Annotated in this window: 19 protein-coding genes and 2 tRNA genes; 7 read left to right on the top strand and 14 right to left on the bottom strand. The window is 38.0% G+C overall.

The window, feature by feature from the left end; all coding sequences use genetic code 11:
* Positions 1–3 precede the first annotated feature (3 nt).
* From C8N37_RS11560 to recR, 3 genes are all read right to left on the bottom strand, one after another.
* Positions 4–3402 (bottom strand): DUF1080 domain-containing protein, encoded by a 3399-nt coding sequence (locus tag C8N37_RS11560; RefSeq protein WP_108159020.1) that lies wholly within the window; start codon positions 3400–3402, stop codon positions 4–6.
* An 18-nt stretch (positions 3403–3420) separates the two neighbouring features.
* Positions 3421–4689, bottom strand: coding sequence for a Gfo/Idh/MocA family oxidoreductase (locus C8N37_RS11555; protein WP_045756326.1), 1269 nt, complete (start codon positions 4687–4689; stop codon positions 3421–3423).
* A 140-nt stretch (positions 4690–4829) separates the two neighbouring features.
* Positions 4830–5444 (bottom strand): recombination mediator RecR, encoded by a 615-nt coding sequence (gene recR, locus C8N37_RS11550; RefSeq protein ID WP_108159019.1) that lies wholly within the window; start codon positions 5442–5444, stop codon positions 4830–4832.
* Between the two features lie 111 nt (positions 5445–5555).
* Here recR and C8N37_RS11545 point away from each other — a divergent pair, with 111 nt between their 5' ends.
* Complete coding sequence (locus C8N37_RS11545) at positions 5556–6275, top strand: LOG family protein (protein ID WP_108159018.1); 720 nt, start codon at positions 5556–5558, stop codon at positions 6273–6275.
* A 126-nt stretch (positions 6276–6401) separates the two neighbouring features.
* Here the strand turns inward: C8N37_RS11545 and C8N37_RS11540 are convergent.
* Positions 6402–6474: transfer RNA gene (locus C8N37_RS11540), tRNA-Thr, on the bottom strand.
* Between the two features lie 23 nt (positions 6475–6497).
* Positions 6498–6570: transfer RNA gene (locus tag C8N37_RS11535), tRNA-Thr, on the bottom strand.
* A gap of 276 nt (positions 6571–6846) precedes the next feature.
* Here C8N37_RS11535 and clpB point away from each other — a divergent pair.
* Entirely contained in the window at positions 6847–9450 is a 2604-nt protein-coding gene (gene clpB, locus C8N37_RS11530; RefSeq protein ID WP_108159017.1) for an ATP-dependent chaperone ClpB, read from the top strand.
* Between the two features lie 139 nt (positions 9451–9589).
* On the opposite strand, the gene C8N37_RS11525 is transcribed toward clpB, so the two are convergent.
* A complete protein-coding gene (locus C8N37_RS11525; protein ID WP_108159016.1) occupies positions 9590–10204 on the bottom strand; it encodes a hypothetical protein in 615 nt (204 codons plus the stop codon).
* An 82-nt stretch (positions 10205–10286) separates the two neighbouring features.
* The gene (locus tag C8N37_RS11520) at positions 10287–12197 is read right to left on the bottom strand and encodes an AAA domain-containing protein (protein WP_108159015.1); all 1911 of its coding nucleotides are present in this window, start codon (positions 12195–12197) and stop codon (positions 10287–10289) included.
* A 139-nt stretch (positions 12198–12336) separates the two neighbouring features.
* On the opposite strand from C8N37_RS11520, the gene C8N37_RS11515 reads away from it, so the two are divergent.
* The 5 genes from C8N37_RS11515 (at position 12337) to C8N37_RS11495 (ending at position 17193) form a co-directional block, all read left to right on the top strand.
* Entirely contained in the window at positions 12337–13257 is a 921-nt protein-coding gene (locus tag C8N37_RS11515; RefSeq protein WP_108159014.1) for a TIGR01777 family oxidoreductase, read from the top strand.
* A gap of 161 nt (positions 13258–13418) precedes the next feature.
* Positions 13419–14438 carry a methionine ABC transporter ATP-binding protein gene (locus C8N37_RS11510; protein ID WP_108159013.1) on the top strand — a complete coding sequence of 340 codons (1020 nt, stop codon included), beginning with the start codon at positions 13419–13421 and terminating at the stop codon, positions 14436–14438.
* Complete coding sequence (gene metI, locus C8N37_RS11505; protein WP_108159012.1) at positions 14431–15084, top strand: methionine ABC transporter permease MetI; 654 nt, start codon at positions 14431–14433, stop codon at positions 15082–15084. Before C8N37_RS11510 ends, metI begins: the two co-directional genes overlap by 8 nt.
* Before the next feature lie 17 nt (positions 15085–15101).
* Positions 15102–15908, top strand: a complete 807-nt coding sequence (gene metQ / locus C8N37_RS11500; protein WP_108159011.1) for a methionine ABC transporter substrate-binding lipoprotein MetQ — start codon at positions 15102–15104, stop codon at positions 15906–15908.
* A gap of 94 nt (positions 15909–16002) precedes the next feature.
* Positions 16003–17193, top strand: a complete 1191-nt coding sequence (locus C8N37_RS11495) for an MFS transporter (protein ID WP_108159010.1) — start codon at positions 16003–16005, stop codon at positions 17191–17193.
* Positions 17194–17262: 69 nt separating this feature from the next.
* Here the strand turns inward: C8N37_RS11495 and C8N37_RS11490 are convergent, their stop codons facing one another.
* From C8N37_RS11490 to C8N37_RS11460, 7 genes are all read right to left on the bottom strand, one after another.
* Entirely contained in the window at positions 17263–18210 is a 948-nt protein-coding gene (locus C8N37_RS11490; RefSeq protein WP_108159009.1) for an MBL fold metallo-hydrolase, read from the bottom strand.
* Between the two features lie 6 nt (positions 18211–18216).
* A complete protein-coding gene (coaE, locus tag C8N37_RS11485) occupies positions 18217–18798 on the bottom strand; it encodes a dephospho-CoA kinase (protein WP_108159083.1) in 582 nt (193 codons plus the stop codon).
* Position 18799: 1 nt separating this feature from the next.
* Positions 18800–19750 carry a YbbR-like domain-containing protein gene (locus tag C8N37_RS11480; RefSeq protein WP_108159008.1) on the bottom strand — a complete coding sequence of 317 codons (951 nt, stop codon included), beginning with the start codon at positions 19748–19750 and terminating at the stop codon, positions 18800–18802.
* Between the two features lie 119 nt (positions 19751–19869).
* Positions 19870–20181: a preprotein translocase subunit YajC gene (gene yajC, locus C8N37_RS11475; protein WP_108159007.1), complete on the bottom strand. Its 312-nt coding sequence runs from the start codon at positions 20179–20181 to the stop codon at positions 19870–19872.
* A 22-nt stretch (positions 20182–20203) separates the two neighbouring features.
* On the bottom strand, positions 20204–20671 hold the full coding sequence (locus C8N37_RS11470; RefSeq protein WP_244914403.1) for a DUF1573 domain-containing protein: 468 nt from the start codon (positions 20669–20671) through the stop codon (positions 20204–20206).
* 10 nt (positions 20672–20681) lie between these two features.
* Positions 20682–21629 (bottom strand): transcription antitermination factor NusB, encoded by a 948-nt coding sequence (nusB, locus tag C8N37_RS11465; RefSeq protein WP_045755835.1) that lies wholly within the window; start codon positions 21627–21629, stop codon positions 20682–20684.
* Positions 21630–21682: 53 nt separating this feature from the next.
* A complete protein-coding gene (locus tag C8N37_RS11460; RefSeq protein WP_108159005.1) occupies positions 21683–22756 on the bottom strand; it encodes a Glu/Leu/Phe/Val family dehydrogenase in 1074 nt (357 codons plus the stop codon).
* Between the last annotated feature and the right edge of the window lie 89 nt (positions 22757–22845).

The raw sequence follows: 22845 nt of genomic DNA, 5'->3' as shown, positions 1-22845 counted from the left end.
TTCTTATTTCAATTTTTTCACTCTGATATTTTTAAAGAATACTTCAGATCCATGCCCTAAGAAAGCAAGATGGCCAGTAGTACGTTTTAAACCTGGATGATCTTTACCATCCAAAGTACCATTTTTACTTGCCGCTGCAATATCAGCATCAAGAATCACGGTGCCATTTAAAGTAACTTGAACACGATTACCCTTTACCACGATTTCTTCCGTATTCCACTCGCCTACTGGTTTTAAGAATCCTTTTTTAGCCGTTGCAACACCGTATACCGAACCATGGTATTGGTAAGGTTTCAAGTCTTTATAGATATCAGCAGTGTTATCCAATACTTGGATTTCCATACCGGCATAAGCTGCATCACCCTCTAATGGAGCTCTGACACCTACACCATTGTTGGCACCTTCAGTCAATTTGAAATCAAAACGATAGATAAAATCGCCATACTCTTCTTTTGTATAAAGATTACCACCAAATTTAGCATCCGGCACTACCCTAAGATATCCTTCATCACTGATGACATAACCATCATTCTTCGTCCACTTATCTAAGTTTGTACCATCAAACAGCACCTCAAAACCTTCTTTCTTTTCAGCTGCACTCAATTGAAATACATTTTTTCTAGCCAGCTCTTTAACGTAGATATCTCTATACGACACTACCGTACCATGAGCCTGCAACTCAATCTGCTCGGTCGGGAAAATGGATTGATTGCGATCCCAATAATTTTCTAAAGGCACATTATCTGTAACCAATTTACCATTTAAGTAAACTGTAACCTTGTCGTCAACCATCTTAATTTTGAAGGTATTCCATTCTCCTAATGGATTGTCCGCCACCAATAATGGTTTCGATTCTGCTTTTTGGTTATTGTACAGACCTCCAGAACCCACCTGAGCTCCTTCGTGTACTCTGGATATATCCCAAATTTGCACTTGTGGAGTACCGCGAAGATAAATTCCAGCATCACCTTCTTTACCATTTTTATCCAACTTCCAATCCACTAACATCTCAAAATCACCATATTGTTTGATTGTCGCGATATTGTCTCCTTTTCCGGTGAATATCAATTCTCCATTTTTAGCCACCCATCCTTGACGCATGTGCTCATCCGCTTTTACTTGAGCTGAAGCCAATTCTTTTTCTGTCATCTGACTTCTTTTGATGGGATTGGCTACTAAACCTTTCCAGCCTGTCAGATCCTGTCCATTAAACAGACTCACAAAACCTTCAGATTTTGGCATTTCAGCAAGATGCTTAATAACAGCTTCTTTTAAATAAGAGCTTTCGCTTCCACTTAAATTGCCAATAACTTCATTCAGTATCGTGCGGATTTCTGTACCTACAAAAGACTTATTATCCAAAGCAATGTTCATCGCTGTATTTACAGCCGCACCTTTTAACTCTGGGTCTTTCATGTATTTACTCGCAAATACCAATGCTTGGTACGTACCTGTTGCTTGTAAAGAAGCCAAGACCGTTCTTTTTTGATTGCTATTTTGAGCAACTGCAAAGGCATCTTTCAATAAAAGTGTCTTCTGGTCATTTGTTTCACTGGATTTATTAATATTCTTAACCAGTCCTGCGAATACTTTTCCATTTAAATCAGCCGATAGATCGGTTCTGGAAAGTTGAATCAGTTCATTCAATGCTAATGGTGTAGACCAGTCAGCAATAGCAGCAATAGCAGCATTTCGAAGTGCAGGATTGTCCGATTTCAAGTAATTGACAACTGCATTTAATGACTCTTGATCGCCTAATCTTGCAAAAACTGGAAAATATTTGGTTGCACTAGGTGCAGCAGATCTCGAAATATTAGCCGCTAATTTCTGAATATGCTGGTCTCTATTGGGACTTGATTGGATCACATTGGCAATTGCAACTTCCAAGTTCTTACTAGAAGCATCATCCGATTTTGCCAATAAATTGACCAGTACATCTAGGTCCTTTTCCTGTGCCACATTTGGTAAAGCCTTATTAATTGCGGCATTGACATCAGCATTTGCACTATTTAGACCTAATACTGCCTGCGAAGAATTAGCATTAGCTCTTGTGCTCAAAATATCCAATAATTCAATTTTCTTTGCATCATCGACAGTTGCTAATGAATTGTTGATGACGTCCATTGTCTGCTCATTTTTTGAACTTAACAAAAGCGCTTTGATCGATTCATTCAGTTGCGCATCATTAGACAAATTGTCAATTAACGCTTTCGAATCAGCACCTTTAGACAGGAGGTTGATCGCCGATAGACCAGCTAATTTAGCATGCGCATCTGTAGACTTGTCAACTATTTTTTCGATTGCTTTTAATTGGCTTATTGAACCGTTTTGAGCAATATAGTTCAACAACGATTCTTGAACAGCAGGACTTGATTTCGCTGCTAATGCCAACAGTTTTTTAGTGTCATTGGCATCTCCGTATTTGTGCAATAAACTTAAAGCAACATGACGGTAAACATTATTTTCATTTTTTGCCGCTAATAACAATTTTTTCTTTTGTTTCTTAGCATCCAATTGCGTTAATAAGGTTAAAGAGCCTACCTGCCCATTGATTGCTTTTAATTTAGAAGCTTGCGCAAATAAGGTATTTAAGTAGGCAACAGCTTCGGCATTTTTCTTATTTTCAATTAAAGACTCTGCATAATCCAAGCCCAGACCGATGCTATTCAAATTATCATAGCTATAATTTGCGGCCTTAAGTTCCTTTTCAAAGATCGGCAATGCTGCTGTTCCACCGATTTTACTCAATGCGATCAATCCTGTTCGCTTAAAAGTCTCGGATTTAAACTTATCCAATAAAGCGATAATTGGTGTTTCTGTAGATTGATTTTTAACGTCGCCAAGTGCTGTAACGATAGCAATTGCAGATTTTTCATCGCTTACTTTGGCTAATCCCTGTGCAAGTGCATCGCTGGATTCTTTCGTATTGATGGAAACCAAAGTGCGTGCAGCGGCATCAGCCAAATATGGGGTATTTAAATAAGTAGCAACTTTACTAACAGCAGTATTTGTTGCACACTGACGTAAAAGACGCAATACAAAGGCTTTGTTGGTATCCTCTTTTACCGTCCCCAATGCATCTAATAGACCTTGAACGAATACTTCTTTCTGTTTTTCCTTACCTGGTTGATTGACAAAAAAAGAATAGCTATTTGTCGCATACTCCACTTCGGCATTATTTTGTCCTTGTGGCTTTAATTGGTTCAACATGGCCGCAAATTCATTGGATGTAAAGTTTTCCAACTCATTCATCGCGTATAGAAACTTGACCTTTTCATTGGCCGGTTGTTGTCCCAACACATCAGCTATTTTAGTCGCCGTTGTTCTATTTTGGGGCTGTTGTGCATATGCTGCCACTTGAAGTATTAATAAGGCAGATATCGTATTAAAAACTTTTTTCATTTTAGATAGATTAGAAAATTACATGGACCAAGGGCCGCGCATGGGTTGATAAACTAAACGGTTTGCTGCATCGTCATTGATAAACTCGTCTTTGGTAGAGTCAAATTTCAATGATCGATTTAAACGTAAGGCAATTAAACCCATGTTCACCAACGTACAGGAGCGATATCCGTTTTCTTCATTTAATGCAAATTTCTCACGTGTACGTACCGATTCTAAGAAATCTGTAATTTGCGGAGCTGGCTCTGGAAATTGTGATAATTTTCTTTCCATATCTGGGATATCCGAAACAAAGCCTTTATATAGTTTTCCTTTTGGCCCTTCTATATAAGCCATACCTTCATCTTTACCCTCTCCATCTAAAATAATTTGGCAGCCATCCGCATAGGTGTAGGTAATTCTTCTCCAAGTACCAACAGCATCACTATGCTGCTGAGGAGCATCCACTTCTACCGATACTGGGCTTTCGCCATCTTTCCCTAAGAAATATTGAACAGGATCTAAGTAATGTTGTCCCATGTCTCCTAATCCTCCCCCATCGTAATCCCAATAACCTCTAAAAGTCGTATGCACCCGGTGTGTGCTATAAGGCTTGAATGGTGCCGGTCCTAACCACAATTCATAGTCCAACTCGGCTGGCACAGGTTCAACAGGAAGATTTTCTTTTCCCACCCAATAAAATTTCCAATCAAAACCTGTATGCTTGCTGATCGTGACTTTTAATGGCCAGCCTAACATCCCTGTATCTACTAATTTTTTGATCTTTTTTACCGGAACATTCATTCCATAAAAATTATCACTAAAACGAAACCAAGTGTTTAGTCTAAACATATTACCATGCTGTGCAATGGCTTCTTTAACTTTTTTACCTTCACCTATAGTACGTGTCATTGGCTTTTCACACCAGATATCTTTTCCTGCACGAGCTGCTTCTAAAGACATCAGACCATGCCAGTGAGGTGGGGTTGCAATATGTACTATATCTACTTCAGGATTTTTGATTAAATCACGAAAATCATGATGTTCTTTGACTCCTCCGCCTAAAGCTTGTTGAGCAATTGCCAAATGACGGGTGTCCACATCACATATCGCCACTGTCTTGGTTCCTGCGTACCCAAAATGACCACGACCCATTGAACCTACACCAATAATCCCTTTTGTTAAATGGTCACTTGGTGCCAAGTATCCCTGTCCTCCTAATACGAAGCGAGGGACAATAGTAAATGCCGCTGCTCCTGTGACGGATTTCTTTAAGAAATCTCTTCTGGAGCTGTTTTTTTCTTTCATACTGATTTAATAAATGATAGTTTGGTTGTGTTAGATTTAATAATCTGTTAAAATACAACTTTTTAATAAAATGCAAACCAAAAAAAAACCTTGTCGGGTAACAAAGCTCTTACAATTATCAGGATATAAAATTTTAGCAGCTACAGCGTAGGACGCTCGTATAATGTTCTGGTAGCAATTGATCTTCCCAGAGTCAATTCATCGACATATTCCAGTTCTCCTCCAAAAGCAATACCTCGTGCAATGGTGGTGACCTGAACATTAAATTCTTTTAATTTTCGATACAGATAAAATATGGTTGTATCTCCTTCCATCGTGGCACTCAGAGCCAGTATGACTTCTTTGATATCTTGCTTTCGCATTCGTTCTACCAATCCATCAATCTTCAGGTCAGATGGACCTACCCCATCCATTGGAGAAATGAGCCCTCCCAATACATGATAACTTCCTTGATAAGAATTGGTGTTTTCAATAGCCATCACATCGCGAGTATCTTCTACCACACAGATAATGGAATGATCCCGTTTTGATGAGGTGCAGATTTCGCATTCTTGAAAATCTGAAATATTAAAGCAAATACGGCAATATTGAATCTCTTCCTTCAGATGATTTATCGCCGATGTAAATCGTAAAACCTCTGCGTCAGATTGCTTCAACAAATGCAAAACAAGTCGTAATGCAGTTTTTTGACCCACTCCAGGAAGACGTCCAAACTCTGATACAGCGTTTTCTAATAATTTAGAAGAAAAATTCATGCGCAAATTTAATAATATATTAGCTAAAGAAACTGCTCAAATTAAAAATATTCCTTATCTTGTATTCCCTTCAAAAAAATGGGAATAATATTTTTACACTAACATTAGAGCATGGATATCACTAAAGACGATAAAATCGACAAAATAAGGAGTGCCTTTGAAAACAAAACGTGGCAAGAGATAAAAGTAAAAGATTCGTGGCAAATATTTAAGATCATGTCCGAATTTGTGGATGGTTTTGAGAAATTAGCAAAAATTGGACCTTGTGTATCCATATTTGGATCTGCACGGACGCCCCAAGACCATAAATACTATCAAATGGCTGTTGATGTAGCCAGTTTACTAACCGCCCGCGGATATGGTATCATATCTGGAGGGGGACCCGGAATCATGGAGGCTGCCAATAAGGGGGCTTATGAATCAGGAGGTAAATCGGTAGGATTAAACATTGAATTACCGTTTGAACAATTTCACAATAGATATATTGACCGTGATAAACTACTGGAATTTAACTATTTCTTCGTTAGGAAGGTGATGTTTATGAAATATTCTCAGGGCTATATCGTCATGCCTGGAGGATTTGGAACAATGGATGAACTATTTGAAGCTATTACCTTAATCCAAACAGGTAAAATCGCCCGTTTTCCAATCGTGTTGGTAGGTTCGGAATATTGGGGAGGACTGTTTAATTGGATTCAAAATACGATGTTAGGAGATCGTTATATTAGTGAAGAGGATCTAAAACTATATCGAATCGTTGATACAGCTGAAGAAGCTGCGGATCATATTTTCAGGTTCTATGACAAGTATTTATTAAAACCAAACTTTTAGTAGTACAACCTGCAAGCATCAAGTCTACCATACGATCGTATGGTGGACTTTATTTTTTTATAAGGCGCAGCATCAGGAAATTGCTATAAATAAAAAAAGGCCAATCTTTGTGAGATTGACCTGTTGAGCCTCCTATCGGAATCGAACCAATGACCTACTGATTACAAGTCAGTTGCTCTACCAGCTGAGCTAAGGAGGCATCATGTGTGAAAGTTTAAAAAGAGCCTCTTATCGGAATCGAACCAATGACCTACTGATTACAAGTCAGTTGCTCTACCAGCTGAGCTAAAGAGGCTTTTTTAAATAACCCTTTCGAATTATGATGGTGCAAATATCGAAACCTTTGACAACAAAATCAAGCTTTATTGTATTTTTTTTTAATTATTTTAATAATTTTCTGAAAATCAAGCCCTTTATTTTCATTTCAAATTCGATCTGTAGACATGGGATCATGTAAACCTGAAATTTTGTCATTTAACAATAAAAATAAGAGACATTTTTTCCGAAAAAAGAATAAAAACAGATATGGCATTTTGATTGTTACCCATGTATAGAACTAAAAGGAAATATTATGAATTTCAATAACTATACGATTAAAGCGCAAGAGGCGATTCAAAAGGCTTCTGAGATTGCTACTGGCAATCAACAGCAAGCTATTGAGACCGCACATATATTAAAAGCATTACTAACAGTTGATGAACATGTGATCAGTCACCTGTTAAAAAAATTAAATGTCAATATCTCCTACTTAGGTGGCGAGTTGGATAAACAGATCCAAGCATTTCCAAAAGTAAGTGGCACAAATGTTTATTTGAGCAATGCTTCCAATACTGCCTTGCAGAAAGCACAAAGCTACCTGAAGGAATTTAATGATGAATTTGTATCTGTAGAACATCTTCTTCTTGGTATATTAAATGCTGGAGACAAGACCTCCTCCTTATTAAAAGATCAAGGTGTCAATGAGAAAGATCTCAAATTGGCCATTAAAGAATTGCGCGGCAATAGCAGGGTTACGGATCAAAATGCTGAAGCGACTTATAATGCTTTAGGAAAATATGCCCGTAACTTAAATGAGTTTGTAGAATCGGGAAAATTAGACCCAGTGATCGGTCGTGATGAGGAGATCCGGCGCGTGATGCAAATTCTATCCCGTAGAACAAAGAATAATCCGATTTTAGTGGGTGAACCTGGTGTTGGAAAAACGGCAATTGCTGAAGGTATTGCACACCGCATCATCAATGGTGATGTACCCGAAAATTTAAAGTCAAAGATTGTATTCTCGTTGGATATGGGTGCGCTGATAGCTGGAGCTAAATACAAAGGCGAATTCGAAGAAAGATTAAAAGCTGTGGTCAAAGAAGTAGCCGATAGCAATGGTGAAATCATCCTGTTCATCGATGAGATCCATACGCTAGTGGGTGCTGGTGGTGGTGAAGGCGCGATGGATGCCGCCAACATCTTAAAACCGGCTCTAGCACGTGGTGAACTCCGCGCAATAGGTGCAACTACGCTAAACGAGTATCAAAAATATTTTGAAAAGGATAAGGCATTAGAGCGTCGTTTCCAAAAAGTAATGGTTGATGAACCTACTACGCAAGATGCGATCTCCATTTTAAGGGGATTAAAAGAAAGATATGAAACTCACCATAAAGTGCGTATTCTTGATGAAGCGATTATCGCTGCAGTTGAATTATCGACACGGTATATTTCAGATCGCTTTTTACCGGATAAAGCTATCGATTTGATGGACGAAGCAGCATCAAAATTACGTCTTGAAATGGACTCTGTGCCTGAAGCTGTTGATGAGTTGAATCGTCGTATTATGCAGTTAGAGATCGAGCGGGAAGCCATCAAGCGTGAACATGATGACAAGAAGGTGAGTGAACTTTCTGAAACTATTGCAAATTTATCTGCTGAACGGGACTCTTTGCGTGCTTCTTGGCAATCCGAGAAAACATTGGTCGACAGTGTCAACCAAGAAATTGAAAATATTGAACATTACAAACAAGAAGCTGATCAGGCTGAACGCGCTGGAGATTACGGTAAAGTAGCCGAGATACGCTATGGCCGTATCAAAGAGGCACAAGATAAGGTTGAGAAACTTAAGGCTGAACTGGCTGAAAAACAAGATAGCAAACGCATGTTGAAAGAGGAAGTAACTGCTGAAGACATTGCCGATGTAGTATCAAAATGGACAGGGATCCCGGTCAATAAAATGATTCAGTCTGAACGTGAAAAACTACTTTCACTCGAAGAAGAGTTACATAAAAGAGTGGCTGGTCAAGAAGAAGCTATTGAAGCGATATCAGATGCGATTCGTCGATCAAGGGCTGGTCTTAGCGATGCGAAACGCCCAATTGGTTCTTTTATTTTCTTGGGAACAACCGGTGTGGGTAAAACAGAATTAGCGAAAGCATTGGCTGAATTTTTATTTGACGACGAACATGCGTTGGTCAGAATTGATATGTCAGAGTATCAAGAACGCCATGCCGTATCTCGACTGATCGGAGCGCCTCCAGGATACGTGGGTTATGAAGAAGGTGGTCAATTGACGGAGGCCGTACGTAGACGCCCATACTCTGTTGTCCTTTTGGATGAGATTGAGAAAGCACATCCTGATGTATTCAACATATTGCTTCAAGTATTGGATGATGGACATTTGACGGACAATAAAGGTCGAACAGTGAATTTCAAAAACACGATTATCATCATGACTTCAAATACAGGTTCGCATATTATCCAAGAGAACTTCTCGCATTTGAATGACCTAAACAGAGATGAGGTCATTGCCAAAACAAGAGGTGAAGTGTTCGAACTGTTACAAAAATCAATTCGTCCAGAGTTCTTGAATCGTATTGATGAAATCATTATGTTCACACCATTAAGCAGAACAGAAATTGGAAGTATAGTAAGGATGCAATTTAGCAACATCCAAAAACAACTGGCCGAGCAGGATATTATGATCACAGCTTCTGATGAAGCCATGGATTGGTTGGCACAATTGGGCTATGATCCGACCTACGGTGCCAGACCTTTGAAACGCGTGATTCAAAAACGAATTTTGAATGAACTTTCCAAGGAGATTCTAGCAGGAAAGGTCAATAAAGATGCAGTTATTCAATTGGATGTATTCGACGGTCAATTTGTCTTCTTAAATAAAAAGGAGATCGAATAAAATAAAACATCCCTTAACATAAAAATGCGGTTGACAGCAGTCAACCGCATTTTTATGTTAATATATATCCTATATGCTTATTAGTAAAGGCTAACTGCAAAATCACCAATGCTAGAGATGGCATAGATGTCGTTATTAATTATTTCTTCCAGACGATCCTTGTTGTATTTGAGCTTTTATAGATCGTATAAGTAAGATAACCAAATCCTGCAACTAACGCAATTGCCAATACGGCGGATCCAACGACTCCCAATTGACCTGCTATAGATGCCAAAACACTTTTAAAACCAGATCTTCGACCACTCAGATCGAGTGCTTCACCTGCCTCCATTTCTCTGGCCATCATCACCAATGAAAAGCCGAAAAAAGCTGCTGCAAGGGTATATAGCAAATTACGCATCCAACTTTTATTTTTAATAATTTCAACAGTTTCTTGAAGTCCTGAATGCTTTTCAATCTCTTGAATAGCTTCTTTCAATTGGGCTTTATTTTCAAAATCTGCCACTAATGATTGATAATTGTTCGGGTCAATGACATCAATATCAAGCAAGGGAGGTTGATTTTCATAAAGTGGTGCTGCCTGCTTAATCTGACTGAAAGGTATAAAAATGATCTGTTCTTCCGGATCTTCTGATGTATTCAGATAGTGCTCTAATGATGGATCTGGCAATTCTTTCTCTGAAAAATAAAACCCTTCTGTGGTGATCCATCGTGTTTTAAAAACAAGTTCGTTATTCTGATAATGCTGATACATAATGATAAGATGTGAGTGATATGCTAAAATAACAGTTAAATGTTAGACATGGTTATTATTTTTTTATTCATTTATGGGGATGCTAATGATTCAAGTCCCATTCCCAAACGCTATGATAGCTTTCAATAGATTCTACATACTTCATAAAGGCATCATAAAATTCGTGCTTGCCTACTGTAGCACTATCACCGATGACGATGAGTTTCTTTCTAGCTCTAGTCATGGCCACATTCATCCTGCGGACGTCCGATAAAAAGCCAATGGCTTGTTGATCATTGCTTCGGGTTAAGCTTATATAAATAATATCTTTCTCCTGTCCTTGAAAACTATCGATGGTATTGATCTGTATGTTTTTACGATAAGTAGCCATCCGTTCATCATGCAATAGGACCTCATGCAATAAGGTTGCCTGTTTTCGATAAGGAGTAATGACAGCGATACTTGGAAAATTATCTTCAGCATAAGATGTGGAGAGCTTGTTCAGCAATTCGCTCAAATGATTTTTTAAAAACCCCGCTTCTCCCTGATTAAAAGTAGCTGTTCCCTCTTGCTCTTCCTCAAATCCAGCACCTGCCGTATCAATAAATAGCACAGGCTCTTGATCGTCTTTTAGTGTCCAGTGCTGCACCTGTTCTGCTGCTATTAAATGATCACCATACAATTTCAATGAAGGAAATTTCATTATTTTTTCGTTCATCCGGTATTGGACGTTGAGTAGGGCAACATGGCTAGGATAACGACTTACTAACTTCTCAAACAACGTATCGTAGAGTCCCGTGCGCATGTGTGCATGAGACTTTACCGTTGGTGAAAGCTGGCAATGATCTCCGGCAAGGACGACTTTTTCCGCTTTCAAAATAGGAATCCAACATGCGGGTTCCAACGCTTGTGCAGCTTCATCAATAACGACCACTCCATAAGTTCTGTTTCTGATGACATATTGATTTGCTCCTACTAATGTCGCTGTCACCACCTGAGCTTTATCTAAGATGTCTGCCACAATAAAATCTTGAATATCGCCAATTTCTTTTGTTATTTTTCGAGCTTCATCAAAAAGAGCCTTGCGTTGTTCACCCTCTGAGCGACCAAAACTTCGCTTATATTTTTGAGCCATATCTGTATAAGCTCGAGCTTTTTTCTTTAATATCTTGACCTCCTTATTGGCCGGATGTTGATCTACCTGCGCATCCAATGACAATTCTTGAAGATGCTCTGAAATCTTCACCGGATTCCCAATTCTGGTCACCAAAACTCCCACAGCATCCAATCGTTCCGTCAAAACATCTACAGCAGTGTTACTTGGGGCAACAATCAGGATCTGTTTTTTTTCTTTTTTGAGTAAGGCGGCTACGGCTTTGATAAGCGTTGTCGTTTTCCCTGTACCTGGAGGACCATGAATAATTGAAATTGGACTTGAACTTAACACATGTGCAATAGCTTCATTTTGACTTTGATTTAAAGCTGCATCATCATAATACGTTTCCTTTTCATAGTCCTTTACTTGTTCTTCTCCAATTATTTCCCGAATAAGTCTTCCTTTATGTAAATCCGAACGCAAATCTTGAGCCTTTCGGAGCGCATCGTGCATCTCCTTATACGAGTTCTCATCAAACAACAGATCCACGCCCAACTTACCATTTCGACTCCAGTCTGGTAGCTCGTCTACCCGAAATGCAATCTTCATCGTATCTCGGCTGACATAAGAAATCAAACCTTCTTGCCGATCTACCTGTGGATCGTGGTTGGAAAAAAGTGCTACAGGCATGCCAAATCGAAAGCGATGCTCCTCTTCGAGATGATTTGTTTTGTTCAGGGTAATGGTTACATAATCACCTCTACCGATCTCTTCACTTTTTATTTGTATGGGAAACCAGGTTACTCCTTTCAACTTTCTTTCATTCAAGCTTGACTTCAGCAAGAGAAGTTCATATTGCTCACGGTCAAAGTTTTGTTCTATATTAAGGAGCGTTGTCAGCTCATCGAAATAATTCATATTATAAAAATTCTCTTCCACTATTTGAAGCAAAATAACCAATTTTTAATTTGATTCAGGCTGGAATATGATAAATAAAAATTAAATTGGCTTTCATAAACGATCTTGTTATTTTTAAGTTTAATAGATCATATCAAATATGGAAACAGTCATTCTAGCTGGTGGTACAGGAACAATCGGAAGAGATCTCGCAAAATTACTGGTGAGCGAAGGCTTTCATGTCCTGATATTCACTCGAAGTGCCAAGTCACATCAAGACAGCGCTCATATTGAATATTTGGATTGGGATCCCGATAAAAAAAGAATCAATAACCATGCGATTCAACGTGCTGATTATATAATCAATCTTGCGGGAGCTGGTATTGCTGATCAACGTTGGACTAAAAAGCGGCGCCAAGAACTCATTTCGAGTCGGGTGAATAGTGGCAATTTGATAGCTGAAGCCTTGCAGCAAATCCCCAATAAGGTAAAAACAGTTATTTCTACTTCGGCAGTGGGTTGGTATGGAGCGGATAAAAGTGCCAACCATATGTTTAAAGAACATGAGGAACAGGGGACTGATTTCTTGAGTTGGACTTGTAAACTATGGGAAGATAGCATTAAACCTGTTGAGCTTCTCCATAAAAGAATCGTTATCTTGAGATTAGGCGTTGTCTTCAGCAAAGATGGTGGAGCGTTGGAACAATTAATCAAATCATTTAAATACAAAGCTGCTACTTACTTAGGATCAGGGAAACAAAAAATGAGCTGGATTCATATTGATGATCTTTGCCATCTTTATTTAAAGGCCATTCGTGACAATAGCCTATCAGGAATCTTCAATGCTGTATCTTCGGAGGTACTTCCTCAAAAAACAATTATTGACCGTATGGCAAAGCAAAAAATCGGAAACTTTTACCTCCCTATTTATGTGCCTTCATTTGCATTGAAGTTGGCTTTGGGCCAGATGGGTGAAGAAGTTTTATTGACAAGCACAAGTGCCAGTAATCAAAAAATACGGGATGCTGGTTTTACTTTTAAGTATCCAACTTTAAACGAAGCGTGCATCAAAAACCTGTAATTTAAAGATAAGTATTGTGATTTAGGGCTACTTTTGATACATTTGCCCTAATATAGAGCAATTCGTGTTTTTATCATGTGATCAAATTGCTTCATATTCATAAGCCTTTCAGGACATGTTTGAAAGGTTTTTTTTGTAAGATTAGTTTTTACTATACATAAATGATAGAATTAATTAACATTTCCAAGACATTTGCAGTAAAAAATAAGTTTACGAAAGCATTAGATCAGGTCACGCTAGCTATTCCGAAAGGTCAAATATTTGGTGTCATTGGCAGTTCAGGTGCAGGAAAAAGCACGTTGATTCGCTGTGTCAATTTATTGGAAAAACCCGATGAAGGGCAAGTGTTGATCCACGGCGTTGACTTAATGCAATTATCCAATCAGGATTTGGTTCAACAACGCCGAAAAATTGGAATGATCTTTCAGCACTTCAATTTACTCTCTTCTCGCACCGTTTTTGAAAATATTGCTTTTCCATTGGAGTTGACCGGTATTTCAAAAAAAGAAATTCAACTGAAAGTCATGGAGCTTTTGGCATTGGTCGGTCTAGAAGATAAAGTCCATGACTATCCTGCTAGTCTATCGGGAGGCCAGAAACAACGTGTCGCCATCGCCAGGTCACTCGCTAGTGATCCAGAAATACTATTATGCGATGAAGCGACTAGTGCATTGGATCCGGCTACGACCAAATCTATTCTGCAATTGCTCAAGGCGATCAATAAGAAGCTAAATTTGACTATTTTATTGATTACTCATGAGATGGAAGTAATCAAAATTATCTGTGATCAGGTAGCGGTCATCGATGGGGGTAAATTAATTGAAACCGGTACGGTAGAACAAATTTTCACTTCTCCTAGAGAAGCGCTAACAAAACATTTTATTCAATCTTCTCTTCATGCCGAACTGCCGGCTATCTACCAAGAGCGTTTAAAAGAAAGTGGTAATCCTATTGTGCAGATCTATCTGGCGGAACATCATAATCAAATATCAGTCATCAAACATTTGCATGAACAATATCACATTGACGTGGCGATTATCAGTGCACAGATTGATTATGTAGGATCAATTAAATTTGGTATCCTCAATTTGGAACTAATCGGAAATCCCGATCAGATCGCCAATGGAATCAGCTACTTAACATCAAATTATTCACAAACAGAAATCATAGGATATGTCTGATACGATTATCGATTTATTGATCAAGGGTACGATAGAAACTATTGTTATGACTTTCTTATCCGGATTTTTTGGTTTTGCACTCGGGCTTCCTACGGGGATTTTTCTATTTTTAACCCGCAAAAACCAATTGCATGAAAACAAATTTATACATCAGTTACTTGCTGTATTGGTGAATGTATTCCGTTCCATCCCTTTTATTATCCTGATTGTCTGGATGATTCCATTCACCAGACAAATCGTAGGCACTTCGATTGGAGTGACAGCTGCCTTAGTACCCCTAAGCTTGGCTGCGGCGCCCTTTATTGCTAGGTTAGTAGAGAATAGTCTATTGGAAATTCCTCATGGACTGATTGAAGCTGCTCGTGCTATGGGAGCGACTACAACACAGATTATTTACAAAGTATTATTACCAGAGTCGTTACCATCACTCATTAATAATCTGACTATTACATTGATTACCTTAGTTGGTTATTCAGCTATGGGTGGTGCTGTTGGTGCTGGCGGACTTGGTCAAATTGGATATCAGTATGGCTATATTGGTTATGATACTTTTATTATGAATGCTGTATTAATTTTACTAATTTTAATTGTATTTATTCTTCAGTTCACTGGAGATTATATGTCTAAAAAAGCTAATCATCGTTAACATCTATTTTAAAAACTATGAGATTACATTCTAAACTTTGCGTGATAGCACTGACCTTAGTTGGCCTTATTGCTTGTAACGGAAAAAAAACAGATTCAAAAGTCCTTAAAGTAGGAATCGTCGCCGGTCCGGAACAAGAAATTGCTGAAACAGCGAAAAAAGTCGCTAAAGAAAAATTCAACCTTGATGTTGAATTGGTTTCTTTCAACGATTATGTAGTCCCCAATGAAGCTTTAAACCAAGGCGATATTGACGTCAACTCGTTTCAGCATTTACCCTATCTTCAAGAACAATCTCGACAACGTGGTTATAAATTAGCCGCAGTTGCCAACACTTTTGTGTTTCCCATAGTTGCTTATTCTAAAAAAATAAAATCGATCAGCGAATTGCAACCAGGTGCAACTATCGTTATTCCAAATGATCCAACAAATGGAGGAAGATCGCTGCTATTGCTTCAAAAAGAAGGATTGATAAAGCTGAAAGATAACGTTGGTCTTTTACCCAAAAAAACAGATATCATCGATAATCCTAAGAAATTAAATATTATGGAGCTTGAGGCCCCTCAGTTACCTCGTGTTTTGGACGATAAAGAAGTTGTCATTGCGATTATTAACAATACTTTTGCAGCTCAAGCAGGTTTAGATCCAGAAAAAGAGGGTCTATTTTCTGAAGATAGTGACTCCCCATATGTCAATTTAATTGTATCTAGGGAGGACAACCGGAATGATGAGCGGATCAAACAATTTATTGAGGCTTATCAATCACCAGAAGTAGAAGCTACTGCCAAAAGGGTATTTAAAGGTGGTGCCATAAAAGGTTGGTAATCCTATTATAATTAATTTGTAATAAAGGCGATATTCTGAAAGAGAATATCGCCTTTTATTTTTTTATCCCCGCTAGGTTTGCTTCCTTTGCAGCATGTTATCCAAATCTTTGCAAAAGACGGCTCTTGATTACCGTTTTCAGATTGCTAGCTATGTGATTTTAACCTTCTACGGATATTTCACGATTGGTCTTTCGCTAGCTGTTCTTCCTATTTTCATCCATGAAATATTAGGATTCAATACCATTATCGCAGGTGCAGTAATTGGTTCTCAATACATCATGACATTTTTTATGCGTGCTTATGCTGGGACGATCGTCGATAAAAAAGGTCCTAAGCCTGCTATTATCGTCAGTATGATCTGTTTTATGCTAACCGGAATCCTCCTTTGGGCTGCATTCTATACCAGTGCTTCCCCATTGCTTTCCATAAGCTTGCTGGCTGCTTCTCGATTATTAACGGGATGTGGAGAAGGTATGGTGGGTGCAAGTCCGGTCAACTGGGCTATTTTACGTGTGGGTGATCAGCACACGAGTACCGCAATTTCTTACAATGGCATATCCAATTATAGCTCTATGGCCATTGGCGCTCCTCTAGGCGTTATTTTATCGCAGCACCTAGGCAATTGGTCAATTGCAGCATTTACTATCCTAGTGGGGCTTATTGGCCTTATTTCGACCATAAATAAAAAAGCACTGTATTCGTTATCTACAGAAGTTCGAAATTCATTTTTCTCCGTTCTTAAAATCGTATCTCCATTCGGAATAGGTCTTGCATTAGCCGGTATTGGTTTTGGTACGATTTCAACTTTTATCACCCTATACTACAATTACAAGGGATGGGAGAATGCCGCCATTTGCATTACCTGCTTTAGTACCATGTTTGTTTTAGGCAGATTTTTACTTACCGGTAGTATTAATAAAATTGGAGGCGTCAAAATAGCCTTATACTCGATGATCATTGAAAGTGTGGGACTATTGATGATCTCCTTTGCACCATCACCGCTATTGACGATCATTGGAGCTTCGATTACTGGTTTAGGATTTTCCATGGTATTTCCGGCATTGGGAGTTGAGGCAGTTAAACGGGCATCTAGTGCAAACAAAGGTGCAGCATTGGGAGCTTATGGGTTATTCATTGATATTTCACTGGGTGTATCTGGTCCGCTGGTTGGCTTAGTCGCAAAACAATTTGGCATGAACTTCATATTTCCGTTCAGTCTATTTTTGGTATTATTAGGCGTTATGGTCTGTTTTATATTAATCAGGTCTAAGGCAAAATCTTGATAAAAAAAAAAGCCATCTATTTAATTTTAATATTTAAATAGATGGCGATAATAAATTGACTTACAATAATCAATAGATATCACGAACAGTTAATTGTCCATCAAAATACTGTTTTAATATCCGACCGTCACCGTGCAGCGTCCATACTTCCTGAGGCTTCACCTCTTTGATAAAAAATAGGATATCATTCCAATCCACATGATCGGAAATAAAGAGGGAAAGATCATTATGCTGCTGAAGTCTCTTCCAGCCAGAAGCAAAAGCTCGAACCACTTTAGTTGCACGAATATAACTATTGAATGTCATTGGAGGAACCATATAGACTTTATTAGGTTCTCCCACCTTCATCTCTCTTCTATTATATTGTTCATAAGTAAGCTTTTTAAGCCCCATGTCATCATAAATACGGTGGAGTGGCAATATACCATGATGCACCAACACCCTTCTATCTGGGCAATGCTTATTGATCAAATCTGTTAGTCGTTGTGCCTTTCCTAGTGAATAGGTTCCCAATAAAATATTAAACGGTTGATCGTTCAATTTTTTGATTTCATCAATGGGATCTGGATGAATAACTTCTGGATCTGCAAACGTACATTCTGTAATCAGTACATCTGCCTGAATGATCTCAATAGGTTCGCAGGTTTCGTCCTCCTGCAATTTATAATCACCTGTGTAGAGATACCGAACACCTTTATATTCCATCAAGATTTGGGCTGATCCCAATATGTGTCCGGCAGGAATAAAAGTCAATTGCACTGGACCAATCTGAAATGTATGCTGAAAATCTATTGTTCTATAGCTGGACTGCGGTTGTTGGGAATATCGGTATCGCATGATCGCGGCAGTAACGGCTGTACAATAAATCGTTGTATGCCCAGGTCTTGCATGATCACCATGCCCATGCGATACAACATCGACGGAAACGGGGAGTAATGCATCAATATAGAAGTCTCCATATTGACAATAGTAACCTTCTGGTTTTCTAACCAAAAAGTCCGATAATATATGTAACATAAAAAATTATTTCTGAAATTGACGGTGTAATGCCATCACTTGTGGAATTAATGCTTTGATTCCATCGTTAATAATCACAAAATCGGCTAATTTAGCCTTTTCTTCATCAGGCAGCTGATTGTTCATTCTGGCCAGCACCTGTTCTCTTGTGACTTGGTCTCTTTGCATGACTCGGGCTATACGTATTTCGACAGGAGCTGTCACCAAAATCGTATAATCCAGTTTTTTATATGATCCGCTTTCAAACAGTATGGAAGCCTCTTTTAATGAATAAGGAGCCGTTTGGGCATCAGCCCAATCTTCTGCAGCCTGTATCACTGCGGGATGAACAATGGCATTTAGCTTTGCTAATTGATCAGCATTATTAAATACTTGAGCAGAAAGAAATTCCCGATTCAATAGACCATCTTGATAGGCTTGATCACCAAATGCCGCTATGATTGCTTTTCGAACCTGATCACTCTTATTCATGATCAACTTTGCTTCTAGATCCGCATTATAAATTGGGATGCCTAAAACTTTAAAAACATCACATACGATTGTTTTTCCAGATCCGATACCGCCTGCTATTCCTACTTTAATTCCCATATTATTTACGAACGAAAAAATCAACATTTTGAGGTTCTATTCTTAAAATAGAACAAAAATCTGGCACCTTGGTCAAGATAACAGGTAAATATTTCACCTTAGCCCCTTCCCAGTCATTGATATCGACCACAGCTTCAAAATCTCTTGCTGTATAATTATTATAATCTTTAACAGACATGAGTACCGTAATAGCAACTTTACTTGGCATTGTTCTTACGGATTTAAAATGTGTATTATTTTCAACCTTCAAAGGTAATTCAATAATTTTTTCGGTCAATTCGCCAACAGGCATCAATACCTCGACTGAGGTTGGATAGACATTAATATTTGCCTTTTGGTTTTTATTGAGATAAGCTACTGTTCTTAGATCAGTAGCTACATCTTTACCTCTGATCGTATCGGTCTCCCAATATTCAATATTAGCAACATCTTCATAGGGACCTGATATCGTGACATATTTGGGATTGACCAGGGTTTCACCAATAAAGCCATATTGTTTTCTAAATTGAATATCTGCCATCGCTTTTACGGGAACCTTACGCTGTGTCTGCTTGGAAAAATCAAAGTATAAAGTATCAGGACTTACGGAAACGACTAGTTGTTCATGGGGGAACTGGCGATTGATAAAACCAATCTGATTGGAGAAAACTATCCAGTTTTTATTTTTCAGTCCACTGATATCCACATGGACCGTTGGTACTTCAGATTTTACTTTAGAAAACAGCACCTGCCAGCCCGTCATCTTTAACTTGATGCTTACCGTATCGGATTGCTGTGGATGAAAGGCACGTTTCTCAGGCAAGTTTACGTATTCTATCCCTGCTTTTACAGTAATCGTATATTCATTTGAAATGGAAAATAATAGCCAGGCAAATAAAGAAATAAGAACACATCGTGTAAATGTGATCAATTTCCTTTTCTGTGATTTACTGATACGAATAATACTTGCCATATACAAACTTAATCATTTTGCCTTTCATATCCTGACGAAATCAATAGCAAATTGAAGGTCCTTAAATAAGGAAGCCGATCCTATTTTAATAAGATCGGCTTCCTTTAATTTCTATTGTATTATGATTTAGCGTTCAATGCTTTTGAAGCATCTAATGCAACTGCTGACTTGTCAAAACGAATTTTAACACCAGAGCCCACATCTACTAAAAACGTTGTTTCCGAAACTTCAACAATACGACCATGAATACCCGCATTTGTTACGATTTGAGAATTAACACCTAATTCTTCAATGTATTTCTTGTGATCTTTTTGTTTCTTCATTTGAGGTCTAATCATAAAGAAATAAAAAACAACCACGATAAGAATCATCGGTAAGAAACTCATTAAACTACTTCCTGAGCCCGCTGCCTGTAAAAAAACTGTGTTCATATGTTATCTGTTTTATATTTAATTATTTAGCTGCCAACACTTCGCCTTTTAATTGAACTGTTGTCAATCCATTTGAAGCATTAGAGTGAATGGTTATAATTTTCTGCTGCTTCCCAACCTGACCTTCACTTTTAAAAGTGACTTTAATGTCAGATGTTTTGCCCGGAAGAACAGGGTTTTTCGAAAACTCAGGTTGCGTACATCCACATGAAGCTCTTACTTCTGAAATGATCAAGGGTGCATTACCTGTATTAGTCAACGTAAAAATATGCGTTACCTCTGCTCCTTCTTTGATTTGTCCAAACTCATGTACAGGTTCTGTAAACTCAATTGTTCCAATTGCGGTTGCTGCAGCCTCACGATTTGCGGCAGTATCCTCCGTAACAACAGCTTGCTCTGAAGTTGTCTTATCATTTTTAGTATTAGATCCACATGAACTCAATGTCCATATACCTAATGCTAAAAGAAGTGAATAGTTCAATTTTTTCATAAATATCTTTTTAATTATTCAATCCACGACCTTGCTTTTGAATACGGCCATCTTGATTTAAATCACTTAAAATTTTATCTAAAATACCATTAATAAAGGTATTACTCTTAAGTGTACTGAAAACTTTTGAAATTTCAATATACTCATTAATCGTAACCTTTACTGGAATAGAAGGGAAATTCACCAATTCGCAAATAGCCATGCGCATCAATAACGTATCAATTAAGGCTATACGGTCTGATTCCCAGTTTTTTGTTTTCTCGGTAATCATTTTTTGATATTCATTTGTATTTCGGATTGTTTTTGCAATCAGATTCAAGATGAAATCTTTATCATCATACCAATTTTGAGTCAGTTCCGCTAGCTTATTTTGTCTCGGTTCTTCAGAACTAAAATTTTTGAATGTTTTGGCAATCAACGCTTGCAAAACTTCTTTATCGACTGTCCAGTTGATAAATTTTTCTTCAAAAACCTGTTCTATAACCGGAGATTTCAAAATAATTTTTTTGAAAATAAATTTAATGATATCCTTTTCAACAGCTATTGAACGATCTGACGACTGCATATAGTAAGCATAGTCTTCAGAATGTTTCAACTGAGCAAATACTGTACGAACAATTTCAGGATCAAAGTTCCAAGAAACACCGTATTTCTTTACTCCTTCTGCGTACTGTGGATTTTGTCTTAAAGATTCGATAAACGTATTGCTACTTAGTTTTGTGTTATGCGATAAATCTTTTTCCGTTGGCAAAAATTTATTTGCACGACCTTCTGCATCTATCAATGCGTAATCAGCCACTTCATCCAGGAGATTCAACGTCCAAATGTACATTTCGTACACTTCATCCACATTTTGCAATAATGCCTTTTCAAAGGCTTTGATATCTTTATCTTCAGATAAACTGTACGCATAAAGCGTTTGCACTACTTTGACCCTTAGGTGTCTTCTATTTAACATAGTATTTTAAAGAACGATTTGTATATAAGAACGATTGTTTTTTGTTTTTTTCTCTATCTTTTGAGTTTTCGAATGTCAAAGATACGTTTTTCTGCGATTTGATTAGCAGCTTGGAATGAAGAAATATTTTCTTGCTTCGATTTTTGGAATACTTCGCGCGTTGCGTTGTAAATATTTTTGATGACAAACTCAGTATGATCAGCCCCATAGCCCTGTATTTCGGAATAACAGCTAACCAATGCTCCAGCATTGATTAAATAATCTGGCGCATACAAAATGCCTCTTTCATGCAGTATATTACTGGTGATCAATTCTTCTTTCAATTGGTTATTAGCCGCACCCGCAATAATTTTGCATTGCATTTTAGCTGCTGTCTCTGGATTGACAGTGCCTCCAAGTGCACAAGGTGCATATACGTCACAATCAAAATCAAAAACTTTATCAAATGCGATGGTTTCAACTTTATACTTAGCAGCAGTTTTTAACATTCGATCTTCGGTAATATCACTGACATAGACACGTGAATTTTCGTCACGCAACATCTCGATCAAACGCTCACCTACACTTCCAATGCCATGTACGATTACTTTGCGCCCAGCTAAACTATCCGAACCATACAATTCTTTTAAAGAAGCTTTGATACCATAGAGAACACCTTGAGCTGCAAAAACTGAAGTATCACCGCCGCCATTAATGGCTTTAGGAAGACCTGCGACGTGTGAAGTCTCTGCAAAGATATGCTCCAAATCACGTTGTCCAATACCAACATCGATAGAAGCAATAAAATTGCCATTAAGACCCTCAATAAATTGACCAAGACGTCTTAATAATACTTCTGATTTATCGATACGATGATTTCCCAAGATAACTGCACTTCCTCCACCCAGGTTAAGACCTGTGATTGCTGATTTGTAAGTGATCGCTTTAGAAAGACGAAGAGCATCTTCGATCGCTTCTTCGGTACTGGAATACGGCAGCATGCGGACTCCGCCTATTGCTGGACCTAATGTGGTATCATGAATCGCAACAATTGCTTTCAAACCAACTACTTCATCATTACAAAAAAACAAATTCTGGTGTCCAAATTGACCCAGTAATTCGAAAATTGGAGTTTGAGATGCTGACATAAAATTCTGCTTCAAGTTTTATTTATGGTAATTTGGAAACAAAAGTAGAAAATATATTTCACACTAAATTTTTCTTTCAAAATAAATAC

It is taken from the genome of Sphingobacterium faecium, assembly GCF_003054045.1.
Lineage (GTDB): Bacteria > Bacteroidota > Bacteroidia > Sphingobacteriales > Sphingobacteriaceae > Sphingobacterium > Sphingobacterium faecium.
Note: the sequence above shows the minus strand (reverse complement) of the source record. Positions and strands in the feature narration are given on the sequence as shown.

Bases quoted from the DNA above. Each gene is read 5' to 3' on its own strand.
- recR (WP_108159019.1), bottom strand. From the start codon at position 5,444: ATGAATTTTTCTTCTAAATTATTAGAAAACGCTGTATCAGAGTTTGGA.
- C8N37_RS11555 (WP_045756326.1), bottom strand. From the start codon at position 4,689: ATGAAAGAAAAAAACAGCTCCAGAAGAGATTTCTTAAAGAAATCCGTC.
- C8N37_RS11510 (WP_108159013.1), top strand. From the start codon at position 13,419: ATGATAGAATTAATTAACATTTCCAAGACATTTGCAGTAAAAAATAAG.
- C8N37_RS11520 (WP_108159015.1), bottom strand. From the start codon at position 12,197: ATGAATTATTTCGATGAGCTGACAACGCTCCTTAATATAGAACAAAAC.
- C8N37_RS11490 (WP_108159009.1), bottom strand. From the start codon at position 18,210: ATGTTACATATATTATCGGACTTTTTGGTTAGAAAACCAGAAGGTTAC.
- C8N37_RS11470 (WP_244914403.1), bottom strand. From the start codon at position 20,671: ATGAAAAAATTGAACTATTCACTTCTTTTAGCATTAGGTATATGGACA.
- C8N37_RS11545 (WP_108159018.1), top strand. From the start codon at position 5,556: ATGGATATCACTAAAGACGATAAAATCGACAAAATAAGGAGTGCCTTT.
- C8N37_RS11560 (WP_108159020.1), bottom strand. From the start codon at position 3,402: ATGAAAAAAGTTTTTAATACGATATCTGCCTTATTAATACTTCAAGTG.
- C8N37_RS11480 (WP_108159008.1), bottom strand. From the start codon at position 19,750: ATGGCAAGTATTATTCGTATCAGTAAATCACAGAAAAGGAAATTGATC.
- clpB (WP_108159017.1), top strand. From the start codon at position 6,847: ATGAATTTCAATAACTATACGATTAAAGCGCAAGAGGCGATTCAAAAG.
- metQ (WP_108159011.1), top strand. From the start codon at position 15,102: ATGAGATTACATTCTAAACTTTGCGTGATAGCACTGACCTTAGTTGGC.
- C8N37_RS11460 (WP_108159005.1), bottom strand. From the start codon at position 22,756: ATGTCAGCATCTCAAACTCCAATTTTCGAATTACTGGGTCAATTTGGA.
- metI (WP_108159012.1), top strand. From the start codon at position 14,431: ATGTCTGATACGATTATCGATTTATTGATCAAGGGTACGATAGAAACT.
- C8N37_RS11495 (WP_108159010.1), top strand. From the start codon at position 16,003: ATGTTATCCAAATCTTTGCAAAAGACGGCTCTTGATTACCGTTTTCAG.
- yajC (WP_108159007.1), bottom strand. From the start codon at position 20,181: ATGAACACAGTTTTTTTACAGGCAGCGGGCTCAGGAAGTAGTTTAATG.
- nusB (WP_045755835.1), bottom strand. From the start codon at position 21,629: ATGTTAAATAGAAGACACCTAAGGGTCAAAGTAGTGCAAACGCTTTAT.
- coaE (WP_108159083.1), bottom strand. From the start codon at position 18,798: ATGGGAATTAAAGTAGGAATAGCAGGCGGTATCGGATCTGGAAAAACA.
- C8N37_RS11515 (WP_108159014.1), top strand. From the start codon at position 12,337: ATGGAAACAGTCATTCTAGCTGGTGGTACAGGAACAATCGGAAGAGAT.
- C8N37_RS11525 (WP_108159016.1), bottom strand. From the start codon at position 10,204: ATGTATCAGCATTATCAGAATAACGAACTTGTTTTTAAAACACGATGG.